The organism is Halorubrum kocurii JCM 14978, assembly GCF_000337355.1.
Taxonomy (GTDB): domain Archaea; phylum Halobacteriota; class Halobacteria; order Halobacteriales; family Haloferacaceae; genus Halorubrum; species Halorubrum kocurii.
On record NZ_AOJH01000065.1, the window covers coordinates 1 to 16340 of the forward strand.

At 70.6% G+C, this 16340-nt stretch carries 16 protein-coding genes and 1 pseudogene; 5 read left to right on the forward strand and 12 right to left on the reverse strand.

The features are described from left to right. From C468_RS10060 to C468_RS10075, 4 genes and pseudogenes are all read right to left on the reverse strand, one after another. The coding region (locus C468_RS10060; RefSeq protein WP_008848777.1) for a hypothetical protein at positions 1 to 1701 on the reverse strand (1701 nt) is incomplete at its 3' end. After that, a pseudogene (locus tag C468_RS10065) lies at positions 1698 to 3648 on the reverse strand (ATPase, T2SS/T4P/T4SS family). The gene C468_RS10060 and the pseudogene C468_RS10065, both read right to left, overlap by 4 nt. A 33-nt stretch (positions 3649 to 3681) precedes the next feature. Further along, positions 3682 to 4152, reverse strand: coding sequence for a DUF7311 family protein (locus tag C468_RS10070; RefSeq protein WP_008848778.1), 471 nt, complete (start codon positions 4150 to 4152; stop codon positions 3682 to 3684). A 27-nt stretch (positions 4153 to 4179) separates the two neighbouring features. Then, the gene (locus C468_RS10075) at positions 4180 to 5028 is read right to left on the reverse strand and encodes a DUF7310 family coiled-coil domain-containing protein (RefSeq protein WP_008848779.1); all 849 of its coding nucleotides are present in this window, start codon (positions 5026 to 5028) and stop codon (positions 4180 to 4182) included. Between the two features lie 76 nt (positions 5029 to 5104). On the opposite strand from C468_RS10075, the gene C468_RS10080 reads away from it, so the two are divergent. Then, positions 5105 to 6184: a tubulin/FtsZ family protein gene (locus C468_RS10080; RefSeq protein ID WP_008848780.1), complete on the forward strand. Its 1080-nt coding sequence runs from the start codon at positions 5105 to 5107 to the stop codon at positions 6182 to 6184. A 75-nt stretch (positions 6185 to 6259) separates the two neighbouring features. Next, positions 6260 to 6958 carry a phosphoglycerol geranylgeranyltransferase gene (locus C468_RS10085; RefSeq protein ID WP_008848781.1) on the forward strand — a complete coding sequence of 233 codons (699 nt, stop codon included), beginning with the start codon at positions 6260 to 6262 and terminating at the stop codon, positions 6956 to 6958. 35 nt (positions 6959 to 6993) lie between these two features. On the opposite strand, the gene C468_RS10090 is transcribed toward C468_RS10085, so the two are convergent. Then, positions 6994 to 7614 (reverse strand): riboflavin synthase, encoded by a 621-nt coding sequence (locus C468_RS10090; protein ID WP_008848782.1) that lies wholly within the window; start codon positions 7612 to 7614, stop codon positions 6994 to 6996. 126 nt (positions 7615 to 7740) lie between these two features. Between C468_RS10090 and C468_RS10095 the strand changes: the two genes are divergently transcribed. Continuing rightward, complete coding sequence (locus C468_RS10095; RefSeq protein ID WP_008848783.1) at positions 7741 to 8016, forward strand: DUF7533 family protein; 276 nt, start codon at positions 7741 to 7743, stop codon at positions 8014 to 8016. Positions 8017 to 8031: 15 nt separating this feature from the next. On the opposite strand, the gene C468_RS10100 is transcribed toward C468_RS10095, so the two are convergent. The 7 genes from C468_RS10100 to C468_RS10125 form a co-directional block, all read right to left on the reverse strand. Next, a complete protein-coding gene (locus tag C468_RS10100) occupies positions 8032 to 8973 on the reverse strand; it encodes a BGTF surface domain-containing protein (RefSeq protein WP_008848784.1) in 942 nt (313 codons plus the stop codon). A gap of 132 nt (positions 8974 to 9105) precedes the next feature. Continuing rightward, positions 9106 to 10422 carry a M24 family metallopeptidase gene (locus C468_RS10105; protein ID WP_008848785.1) on the reverse strand — a complete coding sequence of 439 codons (1317 nt, stop codon included), beginning with the start codon at positions 10420 to 10422 and terminating at the stop codon, positions 9106 to 9108. Beyond that, complete coding sequence (locus C468_RS10110) at positions 10419 to 12263, reverse strand: UvrD-helicase domain-containing protein (RefSeq protein ID WP_008848786.1); 1845 nt, start codon at positions 12261 to 12263, stop codon at positions 10419 to 10421. Before C468_RS10110 ends, C468_RS10105 begins: the two co-directional genes overlap by 4 nt. Positions 12264 to 12420: 157 nt before the next feature. Further along, the gene (locus C468_RS18620; protein ID WP_008002314.1) at positions 12421 to 12579 is read right to left on the reverse strand and encodes a DUF7563 family protein; all 159 of its coding nucleotides are present in this window, start codon (positions 12577 to 12579) and stop codon (positions 12421 to 12423) included. 87 nt (positions 12580 to 12666) lie between these two features. Next, positions 12667 to 12849 (reverse strand): HVO_0416 family zinc finger protein, encoded by a 183-nt coding sequence (locus C468_RS10115; RefSeq protein WP_049911135.1) that lies wholly within the window; start codon positions 12847 to 12849, stop codon positions 12667 to 12669. A gap of 152 nt (positions 12850 to 13001) precedes the next feature. Beyond that, complete coding sequence (locus C468_RS10120; protein ID WP_008848787.1) at positions 13002 to 13751, reverse strand: bacteriorhodopsin; 750 nt, start codon at positions 13749 to 13751, stop codon at positions 13002 to 13004. Beyond that, positions 13744 to 15342, reverse strand: a complete 1599-nt coding sequence (locus C468_RS10125) for a methyl-accepting chemotaxis protein (protein WP_008848788.1) — start codon at positions 15340 to 15342, stop codon at positions 13744 to 13746. The genes C468_RS10120 and C468_RS10125 overlap by 8 nt, the downstream gene beginning before the upstream one ends. A gap of 260 nt (positions 15343 to 15602) precedes the next feature. On the opposite strand from C468_RS10125, the gene C468_RS10130 reads away from it, so the two are divergent. Beyond that, a complete protein-coding gene (locus tag C468_RS10130) occupies positions 15603 to 16052 on the forward strand; it encodes an acyl-CoA thioesterase (RefSeq protein ID WP_008848789.1) in 450 nt (149 codons plus the stop codon). Between the two features lie 69 nt (positions 16053 to 16121). Continuing rightward, positions 16122 to 16301, forward strand: coding sequence for a hypothetical protein (locus C468_RS10135; protein WP_049912173.1), 180 nt, complete (start codon positions 16122 to 16124; stop codon positions 16299 to 16301). Positions 16302 to 16340 lie beyond the last annotated feature (39 nt).

Here is a 16340-nt window from a genome sequence, read left to right on the forward strand (position 1 = left end):
GAGGATCAACACGTACACACCGACGATTCGTCCGAGCATCGGCACCGAGAGCGCGCCGCCGTCGGTCGACTTCGCGTCCGGTCCCACCGTCGCTCCGCCCGTCTCGGTACCGACAGCGGCGGGGTCACCCACACCGCGGCCGACCAGCGCGTCCGCCCCGGCGGTCGCTCCGGCACCGAGCCCTCCGGCGTCGACGGTGTCGATTCCGGTGGCGAGGGCGACCGTCGCCCCGCCGACGAGCGGCGCGAACACCGCTGCGGTGTTCGTCAGCGTCCCCGTCACGGTTGCGAGCTGCCGCCGCGCGTCGCTCTCGAGCTCGCGGAGGTCTTCCAGTTGGTCTGCGAGCTCGAGTAGTACGTCGCCCGCCGGGCGCCCCTCGCGCGCGGCGACGGAGAGCAGCGCGACCGCGCCTTGTACCCGCGGTGACGGAACCGGAACCGCCGGACCGCCGCGGCCGAGAAAGGCCTCTCGAACGCCGACGCGGAGCGTGTCGCTCCGCCGTCCGGCGAGTTCGAACAGCTCGCCGGTCGCTCCATCGAGCCGCTCACCTGCGTTTGCGATCGCGGTCTCGACGGCGACACCCTCGGCCACGTCGCCGCCGATCACCGTCATCGCGTCCGGAAGGGTCCGCTCGACGTCTCGAACGTTCGACAGCACCGCTCTGCGGTGGCGGACGGCGACGAACAGCCCGACGCCCGCTCCGACACCAACGCCCGCCACCGGCGCGGCCCATCCGGCGACGAACCGCGCTGTAACGGCGGCTGCGACGGCGCCGATTCCCAGTCCGGTGACCACGGCGTGGACTCCTCTCTCTGGGACATCTGGGTGGGTCTCGTCGATGCTCGGTGGCGCGAACGCGACCGGACGACGGGAGAGCAACCACGCGGACGCCGCGAGGAGGCCCGCGGGCAGCGCGACGAGATACAGCGCCGCGACGACCCCGGGACCGATCGGAACACCCGCCGCCGCGGCCGCCGGAAGGAGGGCGATGAGCGCGAGCGGGAGCAACACCCCGAAGGCGTACAGCGCCGAGACGGGACCGCGGACCTCGCCGACGAAGGCGGCGAGCCGGTCGGTCGTCCCGGCGATCGTCGCGTCGAGCGCGCGGTCCAGACATCGCCCTCGGCGTTCGGGAGGCGCCGACGCCGCCGTCCGGACGAGCGCGGCCGCCCGATCGATCGCCGGGAACCACGGCTGCCACTCGCGCGCGAACGCGCGGATACCGCTGGTCGGCCCGTCAGCGTTCGCTTGTTCGTGGCGCGCGAGCCCGTCAGCGAGCGGTCCGTCACCGGTCCGTGCGGCGAACCGGACGGCGCGTTCCGTCGACGGATCCAACCGCATCCGCAGCACGAGTCGTCCGACGAGCCCGGGCGCAGCCCCGAGGGCCCTGGTCCGTCGGAGCGAGGCGAGCCACACCGGTCCACGGTGCACGGCGTGGGTGGTACCCAGGCCTCCAGCCAGGCCGAACAACAGCCCTGGGACCGGTCCGGAGACGAACGCGGCGCCGACGGCGCAGACGAGCCCGACGCCCACTCCGATCCGGTACCCCGATTCGATCACACGTGCGCTGGTCGTGTCCCACCCGAGGAACGCGACCGCTCGACGGAGCTCGTCCGACCCCTCAGCGTCGTTCGACTCCCCAGCGTCGTCCGTCGCACCGCGTCGTCCAGGCCCGTCGAAATCCCCGTCCGGACCGGTCATCGATCGCCTCCGCCCAGTCGCCACCCGTCACTGCCGCGGTCGACGTACCGCTCAGGTGTGACCCGTCCAGTTCTCGCCGCCTCTCCGATCTCTTCCCCCCGTCGATCGACGGTGTCGCGGACAGCGGCGTACGATTCGCTAGTTTCTCTGAGGGAGTCGACGAGCCGGCTCTCGCCGCGGTCGATCCGACCGGTGGGGGCCAGTCCCGCTCCGGTTCGCTTAAAGAGCGGTTCGAACGCCGCGCCGCGGTCGTGGCCGACGACTTCGGCGATCGTCTCGACGCGGTGATCGTCGAGCACAACGATCAGATCCGTCGCGGCGAACGAGGAGGGCGAGACGCCGAGATCGGTGACGACGCGCTCACGGACCGCGTCGGGGTCCTCGCCGTGAATCGTTCCGAGAACCGCCTCGCCGGTCGCGCCGACGCGCATCGCCTCGTACAGCGCCGCCGCCTCCTCGCCGCGGACCTCGCCGACGACGATCGCGCCGCCGCCGAGTCGGAGCGCGGTCCGCACCGCCTCGCTCGGCGACGGCTCCGCGCCGTCGCCCACTCGGAGCCGCTGGACGTCGCGTCCGGCGGCGGTCACCGCGGCGACCGGAAGCTCCGGCGTGTCCTCGATCAGTATCGACCGCGTCTCCGCCGGCAGCTCCCAGAGGAGCGACCCGAGCGCGGTCGTCTTCCCCGCGCCGCGGCCGCCGGCTACGAGTCCGGTCGCGCCCCGCTCGACGGCCACCGAGAGGAGCCCGGCGGCTCCCGGCGATATCGTCCCGACGTCCACGAGCCGCGCGAGGGTCCACGCGTCCGGGTCGCCGCGACGGAAGGTAAAAGAAAGGCCGTCGCTAGCGGGGTCCGTCGTCGCCGCGACCCGCACGCGACCGGACTCGGTCTCGATCGTCGCGTCGAGCGTGGGGCTCGCCCGGGAGAACCCTCGCCCGCTCGTCCGCCGGAGGCGGGACGCCAGCGTCGCCGCCCCCTCGGGCGGTAGCCTGACGTTGGTCCGACAGCGCTCCCCGTCGACGACGACCCGGAGCGGGTTCTCCGCGACGGGCGCGGACAGCGTCGCGTCGCTCACGCGGTCGTCGGCGAACACGTGTTCGAACGCGCCGTATCCGCGCGTGTGCCGTCGAAGCACGTCGGCGAGCGTCGAGACGGGGTCGCCGGTCGTCGCGACCGCTCTGACCGCCCGCCCCGGCGCCCTGTCGCCGCCGGTCGGATCGTCGAGCAGCCGGTCTTTGGCGGCGGCGAGCCGCTCNGAGCCGCTCGACCGCCTCGTCGTCGAGCCGGGCCGAAGGCGGCGTGAGGTGATACGTCCGCAGGGGTCCTTCCCCCTCGTACAGCCGCACGGTCGCGCCGGTTTCGACCTCCCAGCGGTCGACGAGCGCCGCGTTCGGCGGCGGCGCCGACGCGACGCGCGTGGCCGCGACCGTCGGCCCGGCGTGCGCTCGCAACACGTCGCCGGTCGTCGCGGCGTTCGCGGCGGCCTCGGTCAGTCCGGTCTCCGCGGCGATCCGCTTCGGCGGTCCTTCGCGGCCGCCCGCCTCCCGCGCCGCCTCGATCGGTTCCCGAGCCACGCGCTCCGCGAGCCGCGTCTCGTGGAACTCGACCCGCTCGCGAAACCGTCCGGCGGCGATCAGACACGCAGCGGCTCGCCCGGCGTAGGTCCGCTCTCGACCCGCGTGGCGCGTCCGGACCACGTCGGCGTCGCGCTCCGTCAGCGCCTCGACGACCGTCGCCAGACAGGCGGGACTCGCGGCGAGGTCGCCGCGTCCGGGGCAGCCGTCGGCGTCCACCGCGAGGACCACCCGGTCGTCGACGCCGGTTCCGACGGGCTCTCTGAACGACGGGTTGCATCGACAGCCGTCCGCGTCGCCGTCGAGCCACGGGAGCGACCGCAGCGGCGCGTCGTCGCCCCCGAGCCCCGACAGCGAGGGGAGATCGAAGCTCATGCGGGGCGTGGCCGCGGTATCACGTATAAATCCTCACTCGACCCGCGTGATCCTGACGGTCGGGCCGCCGTCGTCGACGAGGCTGAGCTCCAGACGGCTCTCGCCGCTCGTCCGGAGCGCGACCGGCCCGTCGACGACCTCGACGGTCGCGGTCACGACGTCGGGAACGACCGCCGCGGTCCGGTCGCGGCCGCCGTCGATCCGATACCGGAGCGCGGCGCCGGACTCGTCTCCCGACCGATCCGGTTCGACGAGCGCGAGCCGGTCGATCCGCGCGGCGGCGACGCCGCTCGGCGCGCGAACGGTCACCGTGGTCCGGGCGGCGAGCGACGGGTCCGCGACGCTCGTCGATCCGGAGACGAGCCCGCCGACCGCCCGCTCTATCCGATCTGACTCGGTCCCGAGCCGCTCGTCGGTCGTTCCGACGCGGGCGTCCTCCAGCGCCGGCATCGAGACGGCGAGGAGCGCGACGGCGACGAGGACCGTGAGGACGACGCGGATCACGGACCCCCCCGCGCCGCGAGGTGCCGTCTATAACGACTCACGAAGCCGATCCAGCGCGCCGGCGCGCCACGAGTCGTCCGCGTCCCCGCCGCGCGTCCCCGGACGATCGACTGCCGACTCGGCCGCCGCTCCCGTCCCGTTTTCCCCGGATCGTTCCGTCGGAACGGCGGCGTCGAGGGCGGCCTCGCTCGGGACATCGTCGTCGAGCGCCCCGGCCTCGGTCGCGTCCCGGTCCGCTGTCCTCTCGCCCGTCGCTGTCCCGCCGCCGTCCGTGCTCGCTCTGGCGAGCGCGAGGTCGGCGCGTCGCTCCACCGCTTGGTTCACCGAGCGGATCGACCCGACGTATCCTCTGATCGCCTGCGTCGCCGCTTCCAACTCCTCGACACGCGCTTCGAGGTCGTCGATCCGCGTCGACAGCGCCTCCCGCTCCGCGCTCGCGGCCGCCTCGTCTCCGATGTCGGCGACGGCGTCGTCGGTTCCGGTGAGCGCGCGCTCGACCGCGCGGAGCCGCTCCTCGATCCGGTCGGCGCCGGGTCCCTGGTCCGGAGGGGCTGTCGAGTCGGCGCTCGCGCCGACACCGGGACCGTCGTCCGAACCGTCAGCCCGCACTCGGCTCTCGCCGGTGAGCGAGGCCCCGTCCGACTCGGCTCGCGCCGTGTGCGGTTCCACGTCTCCTCCGTCTCGTCGGTTCGACCGGTCGGGTCGATCTCTCGTCGTCCGCTCTCCCGCCAACCGTGCCGGTTCGGCGGTCCCGGCGGGCGTCCGGTCGGCTCGGCCGAACGATTGAGAGCCACCCGGCGGCCCGTCGCTTGTCGTCTTGTCCGGCTTCCCGCCGCCGGCGAACGGTCGGTCGTGGTCGCGAGTAGTGTCGGTCACGCGGCCGGTTGGCCGCGGTCCACTACTTAAATCTCTGGGGAAAAGGTATTATCATGGGATAAGTTAGCTTCCGATCATGAAAGCGGTCCTCCTCGGCGTCGGACAGGCGGGGGGGATGCTCGCGACGGCCCTCGCCGAGTTCGACGCCGACGCCGGCTACGGCGCGGTGCTCGATGCGCTCGCGGTGAACACGGCGGCGGCGGACTTAGACCCGCTGCCGCTCGACACGGTCCTCGTCGGCCAGTCGCGGGTGAACGGGCACGGCGTCGGCGGCGACAACGAACTCGGCGCCGAGGTGATGGAAGAGGACGCCGTCGAGGTGCTCGACTCGCTCGCGCCGAAGGTGACCGCCGACGCCGAGGCGCTGTTCGTGGTCGCGGGGCTCGGCGGCGGTACGGGCTCCGGCGGCGCGCCGATACTCGTCCGCGAACTGAGCCGCGTGTACGACGTGCCCGTGTACGCGCTCGGCGTCCTTCCCGGTCGCGACGAGGGGGCGATGTATCAGGTGAACGCCGGCCGGTCGCTGAAGACGCTCGTCCGCGAGGCGGACGCGACGATCCTGCTCGACAACGACGCGTGGCGCTCCTCGGGCGAGTCGGTCGAGGGCGGCTACGCGGCGATCAACGCCTCGATGGCCAAGCGGGTCGGGCTTCTGCTCGCGGCCGGCGAGTCGGTCGAGGGGGTCGCCGAGTCGGTCGTCGACACGAGCGAGGTGATCAACACCCTGCGCGCCGGCGGCATGGCCGCGGTCGGCTTCGCGTCCGCGCCCGCCGCAGAGGACGCCGAGGAGAACGTCACGACCGTGATGAGCGCGGTCCGGAGCGCGATGATGACCGGGATGTCGCTCCCGAACGCGACCGACGCGGACGCCGCGTTGGTCGCCGTCGCGGGCGACCCCGACCGTATCTCCCGGAAGGGAGCCGAGAAGGCGCGCAAGTGGCTGCAGGAGGAGACCGGGTCGATGCAGGTGCGCGGCGGTGACTTCCCGCTGGAGTCGGACCGGGTGGCCGCCTTAGTCTTCCTCGGGGGCGTCGAGCGCTCGCGCCGCGTCGACGAGTTTCTCGAACGCGCGCGACAGGCGGTCCGCGACGAGCCGGAGGAACGGCCCGACCCCGCCGACGCGTTCCGGAACGACGACCTCGACGACCTGCTGTAGCCCCCGCTGTCGAGTCCGCGCGCTGGCGAGACAGGTTCCGCACCTTTTTGGTTCCGCCCGGTGGAGTCGCTTCCGATGAACAACCCGTGGGACGACTGGGACCACGTGCTGAAGGTCGACCCGGACAAGGAGCTGTACGGGGACGACACCTTCGAGGACGTCTGCCGGACCGGGACCGATGCGATCGAGATCGGCGGGACCCTCGACGTCACCGCGGAGAAGATGACCCGCGTCGTCGACGCTGCCGCCGAGTACGACGTGCCGCTCTATCAGGAGCCGTCGAATCCGGGCGTCGTCATCGACTCGCCGGCGCTCGAGGGGTACCTGATCCCGACCGTGTTCAACGCCGGCGGTCCGTTCTGGATCACCGGCGCACACAAGGAGTGGGTCCGCATCGACGACCTCGACTGGGACCGGACGCACACCGAGGCGTACATCGTGATGAACCCCGACGCGTCGGTCGCTCAGCTGACCGAGGCGGACTGCGATCTCAGCGCCGACGACGTGGAGGCCTACGCGAAGGTGGCCGAGCGCATGTTCGGACAGGAGATTGTCTACGTCGAGTATTCGGGCACGTTCGGCGACACGGAGAAAGTCGCGGCCGCTCACGACGCGCTCGACGAGGCCGCGCTCTTCTACGGCGGCGGGATACACGGCTACGAGTCGGCCAACGAGATGGCCGCTCACAGCGACGTGATCGTCGTCGGCGACCTGCTCCACGACGAGGGCGTCGGCGCGGTCCGCGAGACGGTGAAGGGCGCGAAGGACGCGTAGTCCGGGTGTCCGCGGCGCGGCTCCCGGCTCCGGGGTCAGTACCCCTCGACCATGTTCTCGACGTACTTCGCGATCACGTCCACTTCGAGGTGGACCGGGTCGCCGACGGACTTCCCCGAGAGCGTCGTCAGCTCGTAGGTCGTCGGGATGATCGCGACGTCGAACTCCGCCTCGCGCTTCTCGGCGACCGTCAGCGAGATGCCGTCGAGCGTCACCGACCCCTTGTCGACGAGGTAGTCGCCGTGGCCCTCGGGGATCGAGAAGGTGAACCGCCAGTCCTCGCCGACGCGCTCGATCGCCGTCACCTCTGCGACGGTGTCGACGTGGCCCTGTACGACGTGGCCGTCGAACCGCCCGTCGGCGGGCATCGCGCGCTCGACGTTGACCGGGTCTCCCTCGCTGACGTCGCCGAGGTACGTCTTCGCGACCGTCTCGCTCGCGAGGAACACCGCGAACCAGTCGTCGCCGTCGGCGTTACTTGCGTCGCCGGCTGCAGTGTCGTACTCCTCGACGGTCAGACAGACGCCGCTGACGCTTATCGACTGACCGTGGTGGAGGTCGTCGAACCCGTCGACGCCGATCCGCAACCGCAGGCCGTCCTCGGTCTCGGTCCGCTCGCGGACGGTCCTGGTGTCCTCGACGATGCCGGTGAACATACCGGAACTGGGGACGGGCGACGGATATCGGTTCTGGGTCCGCGCGATCGGGACGCCCGCCTCGTCGCGCGCCGCGCCGCGCCGTCGCCGCGTCCCTTTTGCCCCCCGGGGATCAACGGACGGTCGATGCGACTCGGACTGGTGGACATGATCGGACTGGCGGCGTCGCTCGTCTTCGCGCTGCCGCTCGCGAACTACGCCGTCATCCGGCTGGTCGCCGGCGAGGTCGCGCTCGGCGCCGGGTTGCTGGTCGTCGCCGTCGCGATGGTCGTCCTCCCGCAGTACTTCCTCGATCCGGCCCGGATCCTCCGCAGGCTTCTTTCTGGGCTACTCCCCCGACAGGTCCGGGGAGCGAACGACCCCGAAGCCAACGGTTCGGAGGGCGATTCGGTCGAAAAGTAGCGCGGTTCGGCCCCGTTATCCCCGTCGCCGGGCCACGAGTACGGCGGCGAGGATCGCGAGTCCGCCGGCGACGACACCGAACCCGGGCGTCTCGACGTCGAGACCGCCGTCGCTCTCCTCGACGCCGACCTTCTCGTCGACGACGAGCACCTTGCGGTCAACCGGCTCGTCGAGGGCTTCGTTCCCGCTGACGGTCAGCGTCGCGCGGTCGCCGTGGGTCGCCTGGCTCAGGTCGAAGATCGCGCTCGCCGACCCGTCCTCGACGGTCGTCTCCTTCTGTAAGATGAACCCCGGACTCGCGTCCCCGGCCGACCGAATCCGGATGGTCACCGTCTCGCCGTCGTCGAGGTCCACCGGAACGCTCACCTCGGCCTCCGCCGACTCGACGACGAGGTCGGCTTCCTCCACGTCGGACTCGGTGACCGTGGCAGGCTCGGCCGATGTCTCGTCCGCGTCGTTTCCGTCGGTATTGTCGTCTTCGTCGCGCTCGGTATCGTCGTCGTCTCCGTCCTCGACGACGAGGGTACTGACGTCCGTCGGCTCGCCGCCGCCGACGAACAGCGCCACGTCGTAGCTGCCGGGGGCGACCGCGTCGTCGAGGGATGTCTCGTAGTCGATCTCGACCGCGCCGTCGCCCTGGGCAGTCACGGTCTCGCCGCCCCCGCCGGCCTCCGTGTGGTCGAAGACGAGCGCCGTGACACCGTCCTCTGCCGGCGTCACCGTCGCGCGGAGCTCGTATCCGACCTCGTCCTCGTCGCCGACGGTGATCTCGAACGCGTCGATACTATCGCTCTCGACGGGGATCACGGTGGTTCCGCCATCGGTCACGGTGCTGGCTCCCGTGTCGAACTCGGCGCTCCCGTGAGCGGTGGCGACGCCGGCGCCGACAACACCGATTCCGACGACCGCGACCGCCGCCACGAGAAGCGTCAGTGCGGTCGGGTATCTCTTCGTCACACGGCAACCCGGCTCGGACTCGTCGGCTTCACCGGCTCCGATGGAGGGTCTCGATCGCATTCGAGTCGGGCTTCGATGGGCACTGAAAAAGAAACGCCGATAGCTCAAACAGCGGTCGTAGCTATCTGCCGTTCACTCCCGCTCCGACGGGACTATCCCGAACGGGTACTCCGCGAGGAGCTCGTAGCCGTCCTCGGTAACGACGACGAGGTCCTCCAGCCTGACGCCGCCGACCTTGGGGTCGTAGACCCCCGGTTCGACGGTGAGGACGTGGCCCGGCCGCAGCTCGCCCGCGCCCGACAGCGACGGCGACTCGTGGAGGCTCACGCCCACGCCGTGGCCGGTGCCGTGGGTGAATCCCGGTTCGCCCTCCCCGGCGCTCGGGTCGAACCCGTACGCGCCGAGCTCGGCGGCCGCCTCACCGTGGACGCTCGCGGCGGTCGCGCCCGGCTCGATCTCGGCGAGCGCGACCTCTCGGGCCGACTCGACCGCGAGGTAGGCCCGCCGCTCCCAGCCGCCGTCGCCGTCGACGACGAACGTCCGGGTGAGGTCCCCGTGGTAGCCGTCCGGGCCGCGCGGCGAGACGTCGATCAGCACCGTCTCTCCCGGTCGGATGGGGTCGTCGCCGACGTAGTGGAGGTCGGCCGCCGACAGGCCGGCGCCGATCACCGTGTTGCCGGCGTCGCGGACCCCGCGAGCGGCGAGGACCGCGTTCACCTCGCGGCGGAGCCGCTCCGTCGTTAGCGGCTCGCCGCCCCAGCAGAGCGGGGGGCGGCGATCGGCGTCGGACCGGGGTTCTCCCGCGCTCTTGTCGGTCGGCTCAACGACATCGCTCTCGGCGAGGACCGCCTCCGCTCGCGCCAGTCCCGCGACCGCCGCGCGCTGGACGCGGCGGAGTCGGTCGATCTCGGCGTCGGTTTTCCGCGCTCGAGCGGTCGCGACCGCATCGGTCGACGCGAGCGCGTTGCCGGCCCGTTCGAGGTACACGGCCGCGTCGTGCGGGATCGACGGCGGGACGAGGAGGGTCCGGTCGCCGCGCTCGTCGTCGCCGCCGATCAGGTCGCGTACGACCGCCGCCGCGCGCTCGCCGGCGTGGTCGCCGGCGCGCTCGGTCCGCACTTCGCGGGCGACGCCGTCGTAGAACTCGCCGTCGCCCTCTCCCCGGCGACGCGCTCCCGAAACGAACTCCCGTTCGGCCTGTTCGCGGAACAGCGAAGGGGCACAGCAGACGGCGCGACCGACGGCCTCGTCCGTCGGCACGACCACCAGCGCGTACGCCCGGTCCGGACCGGCAAAGCGCGTGAGGTACCGGAGGTCGTCGTCGGACCGGTCACCGACCGCGACGAAGGCGTCGGCGTCGGCGGCCGCGATCGCCTCGACGATCGGGACGAGGTCGGTACGCAGCGGGGGGCGGTCGAGCGACTCGGCCGCGTCGCTCCCGCCGCTCACGGCTCAGGCTCGGGAACGGCCAACTCCGCCTGCACCTCCTCGATGAGTTCCTGTGCGGGCTCGTCGCGGAGCTCGTTAAAGAGGAGGACGCTGATCGGGAGCGTCGGCGCCCCGCTGATGAGGCTCTCCATGATGACGAGCCGCTCGCGGGCGCGGGACATCCCGACGTAAAAGACCCGGCGCTCGTTGTCGGTGAGGACGGGGACCGGGCTCGTGGTCTTCGTGAACTCCTCGACGCCGTCGACGTCGGTCGGGTCGTCGATGGAGGCGGCCATCTGCTCGACGACCTTCTCCGTGAGGTCGGTCGCGACGAACACGTGGTCGGCCTCGCGGCCCTTCGCGGAGTGGATAGTGCCGACGCGGACGCGGGTCGGATCCATTCCCTTGTAGTCGCCGTCGAAGTACGCGCCCATCGACTTCCGCTGGAAGCTCGTCACCTTCCGGACCATGTCGTCGACGCTCGCGGTGTCCGGCATGAAGGGGATGTGCTCGTCGAGTTCGTCGGTCGTCACCTCGATCTGGGCGATGTCGTCGGCGTCGGCGGCCTCCTCCCGGTCGTCGAGGAAGTCGTAGAACTCGTCGCGATCGTGGGTGCCGAACGCCGAGTCCTGCAGCATGTCGGCGAGCCGACGGGCCTCGAGCCCGTTCACGGGATCGCCCGCGTCGGTCTTCTCGATGGCGCTGACGTAGTCCTGTACCCGGTCCGTCCACATCCGGCCGTCGGTCAGCATCGTGAACGGGATCCCGTGGTCGATGAACTCGTCGATGAAGTCGAACATCTGGTAGCGCGCGCGGAACAGACACATCACGCTCCCCTCGTCGTCGTCGACGGTGTACCGGACGTTCCGCACCAGCTCGAGCATCGACGGCGACTCGATCGCCTCGACGGTGCCGCCCTCCTTGCGCGGGTGGAGGTCCTTCTCCTGCCGCTTGTCGATGTGGCGGATCTCCGCGTTGACGACGTTGAGGATCTCGGAGGGGAGCCGGTAGGAGTTCGGGAGGACGACGTCTTCGTCGACCTCGGTGTCGAGGAGGAGGTCGGGGTCGGCGCCCTGCCACGCGTAGACGACCTGGTCGTCGTCGCCGGCGATGAGCACCTTCTTCATGTACGGCTTCCACTCCTCGAAGACGTTGTACTGCAGCGTCGTGATGTCCTGGAACTCGTCGATGATCAGGTAGTCGACGTTCGGTACCAGCGAGCGCTGCGCGACCCGTTCGAGCATGTCAGCGAAGCCGACGAGGTCGTTGTCACCCTTGTAGGCCCGCCACGCGCGGATCGTCTCGGGGATGTCGATCCGCTCGTCGTCGGAGGGCCACGTCGGGGTGTACTTGTTCCCCTCCTGGGCGTTGGGGTCCTCCTCGGGCGGGAGCCGGACCTCCTCCACGTTCCACTGGAAGGGCACGTCGTACCAGTCCGCCACGTCGCGCTCGGTGCGCTGGAGCCACTGCGAGGTGGCGATGATCTTGTTGCCGATCGTCGTCGACCGCGCGGTCCGGCGGCCGGCGCCGCCGTGCTGGTCCTCGAACTCGACGCCGTACTCCTCGCAGAACGCTTCCTTGTCGTCCTCGCCGACCACGTCGCCGCGCGAGAGGTCGAGCAGCTCGTACGCCTTCGCGTGCATGGTACAGACGTTCCCCTGGAGGCTGCGGGGGGAGATGTCGAGGCGCTCGGCGAGGCGCTCGCGGATCTCGGCGGCGGCCGCGCGCGTGTACGAGACCACGAGCACGTCGCGGACGTCGGCGTCCTCGTCGTCGAGGATCCCCTCGACGCGGTCCAGGAGCGCCGTGGTCTTCCCGCTGCCCGGACCGCCGAACAGTCGCGTCACCGTGGGATCGGTCATTGTCTACTCCTGTTCCCGACTCTTCTTAAACGACGTGGCTCGGGGCGCTCCCGAGGAAACGCCGCGTCGGGGGTACTCCGGGTCGGCTGTCGGTTCGTCGACATGGTCGCTGTCGGGTCGGATGTGCGCTCAGTCCCTCGTCGGATCGACGGCACGTTCAGTTGCTTCGCGTCGCCCGCGCCTCGCGCACGTCGGCGCCGTCGCGGACGAGGTCCTCGCAGGCGGGGCAGACGCGAGGCCGGTCGACTTCGTTCGGCGTGAACACCCGAACGTAGTCGGTCGTGACGAACGAACCGCAGTTCTGGCAGGTCGGCATGATCGCAACTATCGATTGACAGCACATAATACTGCCGCCGGCTCCAGTCGAAAGAAAACCGCTAACCCGTCGTGCGACGCCGTCGAGTCAGGTGGGGCGCCAGTCGCAGACGTCACACCGCGCGGTTCCCTCGGGATGTAGCGCACCGCACTCCGGACACTGAAGCTTGTTATAGGATCGCTCCCAGCGTACGATCTCCGTCTCGTGGCCGCGGTCGGACAGGAACTCGTCGAACACGTCGTCGTCCGCGCTGGGTGCACTACTAGACATGCGTGCTAAACAATGCCACGCGAGTATATATATCTTCTTGTGGCTCTATCGATCTGCGAAAACGGCCACGAACGATCGGGTTTCGCCGACAGAACTGTGCAAATCGTCTGTAACCGACGGGAGGCGGCTGCCCCGCCGCCCCGTTCGCTTGATCAGTCGGTCGCTCTCGGAGCGGTTCCCGAACCGAACTCTGCAGGTCCGCTCTCGGCGTCGTCTCCGCTTGTGCTCTCCGGGCCGTCGCCGTCGGCGAGTAGCGTCTCGACGTTCGCGAAGACGAAGCCCGCGAACCCGACACGCAGGAGGATGTCGAGATACTCCAGCGTTACCGTCGCGGTGAACGCGTCGAACAGCCCGGCGATCTGGATCATCGCCCACGCGATCAACACGCCGAACGCGAACAGCGAGAGGTTCCGCGTCTTCTTGTAGAACAGTTCGCGGGCGGGCGGCTGGCGAGACGCCACGGTCGCGATCGGACCGAAGAACAGCCCGACGAGCGTCGCGTACCCGACGAGGATGATCCCGCTGCCCGCCAACGCGAGCGCCCCCTCGAACACCTCCGCGAAGTCGTATCCGAGCCGCATCACGACGGTGATCGCGACCACGCCGCCGACGTGTCTCCGACTCACCCCGGCGACGAACGCCGCGAACCCGAACAGGAACGGGTACGCCACGTAGTCGGTGAGCAGCTGTCCGCCCCGCAGCGACCCGTTCGCGACCTCGATGGTTCCGACCTCGGCACCCCACGCGCCGACCCCGACCCCGGCGAGCGCGACGACCGCGACGAAGGGGTAACAGTACCGGCTGAGCTCCGCGGGCTTGCGGCGCGCGAGCGCGAGCAACACCACGGCGGAGACCGCGTAGATCCCCGCGGACGCGAACCGCACCGTCGACGGCTCAATCATCGGCGCTCACCTCCGCGTCGACGCTGGCGGGGACGGCGGGAGCGTCGGCCTCCGCGTCGGTCGGCCCTCCTCCGGTGGTCGCCGCGTCAGCCCGTGTCTGGAACTGGTCGAGCCGCTCGGTGAGCGACGCGGTCCGCTCCGAGAGCGCCGTCGCCGTCTCGGCCAGATCGCCGACCGTTTCGGCGGTGTCGTCCGCGGTCTCCGCGAGCGACCGAGCGCGGTCCGCGGCGTCCGTGGCGGAGGCGTGGACCGCCTCGACGCGTGCGGCGACCGCCTCGATCCCCTCCGCGCCCTCGTCGGTCGCGCGGGCGATGTCGCCCATCGCCACGTCGACGTCCTCGACGGTGCCGGTGAGCTCTTCGATCGCGTCGCCGGCCGCTCGGACCGCAGCGGTCGTCTCGTCCAACTCCGCCATCGTCCGGTCCATCTCGCCGGTGACCGCCGACACGTCCTCGGTGACCTCGCCGATCGTCGCCTCGATCTCCGTCGTCGCCTCGCGCGTCTCCTCGGCGAGCCCCTTCACCTCGTCGGCGACGACCGCGAATCCGTCCCCGTCGCCCCCGGCGCGAGACGCCTCGATGGAGGCGTTGAGCGCGAGGATGTTGGTCTGTTCGGCGATATCTGTGATCACGTCGGTCGTCTCCGCGACCCCGTCCATCCGGTCGTCGAGCCCGGCCACGAGCCCGTCGAGATCCCCGAGCAGGTCGCCGATCGCGACGATCGCCTCGATCGCCTCGGTCGCGCGGCGTTCGCCCTCCTCACCGAGTTCGGCCGCGGCGGTCGCGTCGCCTGCCACCTCATCCGTGGTGGAGGCGATCTCCTCAACCGTCGCGGAGAAGTCGTCGGTGTCCGCGGCTGTCTTGCGAAGCCGGTCCGTCTGTTCGTCTAACTCGTCGGCCAGCGCTCGCATCTCGGCGGCTACCTCTTGATTCATCCCGGCAACGTCGTCGGCGCGGGTCGCCATCTCACCGCTCGTCGACTCCACGTCACTCGCGAACGACTGGATGTCCTCGACCGTCGACGAGAGCCCGCGGGTCATCTCGTTGTACGCGGCCGTGATCCGCTCGATCGCGTCGATCTCGGTCTCTTCCGGAAGCCGACGCGTGAGATCGCCCTCGGCCGCCTGCTCCATGGCGCCGCCGATATCCTCGGCGCGCTCCAGCAGGGTTTCAGACATCGTTTCCGCCTCCTCCCGGGCCGCTTCCGCCTCCGACTGGGCCCGTTCGGAGTCCGCGACCGCGTCGCGGAGGGACCGGCGCGTCTCGTCGAAGGCGACGAATAGCCGCCCGATCTCGTCGCTCCGGTCAGAGGTCGCGCGGGCGTCGAACTCGCCGCGGCCAACCGCCTCGGCTGTCTCCGTCAGGCGGCGGAGTTCGACCGCGACGTTGCCGACGAGAACGATACCCAGGAGACCGAGATTTAGCGTGACGACGAGCGCCGTCGACGTCAGCGCCGCGGTCGCGGCCGCCGGCGTCCCGAGCGTCGCGGCGTGAGCCGTGAAGAGGGCAATGAACCCGAGCGTCGCGGCGAGCGTCAGGAGCACCGCCGCCCCGACGCGTCGCCCGTACCGCGCGGTGATCGCGTTTAACATAAATTGTACTCACGGAGGGTCTGTCGCTCTATTTAAAAGCATAGCTCAAATTACTCTTTTCGATAATTTGTTTGCGCCTCGGATCGACTGACCTGAGGGCTCCGCGTGACGTGGCAATCGGACACGAGAACGCGAAACCACGGCCCGCGAGAACGCGAAACCACGGCCCGCGAGAACGCGAAACCACGGCCCGCGAGAACGCGAAAGCACGACCCAAGCCGAGGTGCGACGCTTTTGCCCCAGCGGCACCACCGGTCGGTATGCCGTCCGTCAGCGACACCTACATCGAGAACCGCCAGCGCGTTCAGCCCACGCACACCAACAACTACGAGTCGGCCCACGGGGGCAACGTCGTCAAGTGGATGGACGAGATCGGCGCGATGTCAGCGATGCGCGCCGCCGGCGAGACGTGCGTCACGGCCAAGATCAACGGGCTCGACTTCAAGCGACCGGTGCCGCAGGGCGACACCTGCATCGTCGAGTCGTACGTGTACGCCGTCGGGCGGACGAGCCTCCGAACGCGGATCCGCGCGTACCGCGAGTCGCCGCGCACGGGCGAGCGCGAGCTGACGACGGAGTCGTACTTCGTCTTCGTCGCCGTCGACGCAGACGGGAAGCCGACCCCGGTCCCCGAGTTAGAGGTCGCCGGCGACCGCTGCCGAGAGCTCCGCGACGAGGCGCTCGCGGCCGAGCCGGAGGAGGATCGGTAGGCGAAGCGCAGTCTTGCTCCGAAGGCCGGGAGCGACACGCCCATGTGAACTCGGTGTCATCGATCGGATATGCGGAGAACCGTCGAAGTCCTCCTCGCGGGCGCCGCGGCGGCCGGCGTCGCGGTCGGGCTGTTGGTCACGGTCGGCGCGTCCACGGCGCTGATCCCGACCGGCGCGCTCGGCGCGGCAATCCCGGTAGCGCTGATCTACGTCGTGGTGACGGCGAACAGCAGTGACGGGCCCGGGTAGGTCGCCCCCCGGCGGCGTCCCGCCTGCTCCGTCACTCGC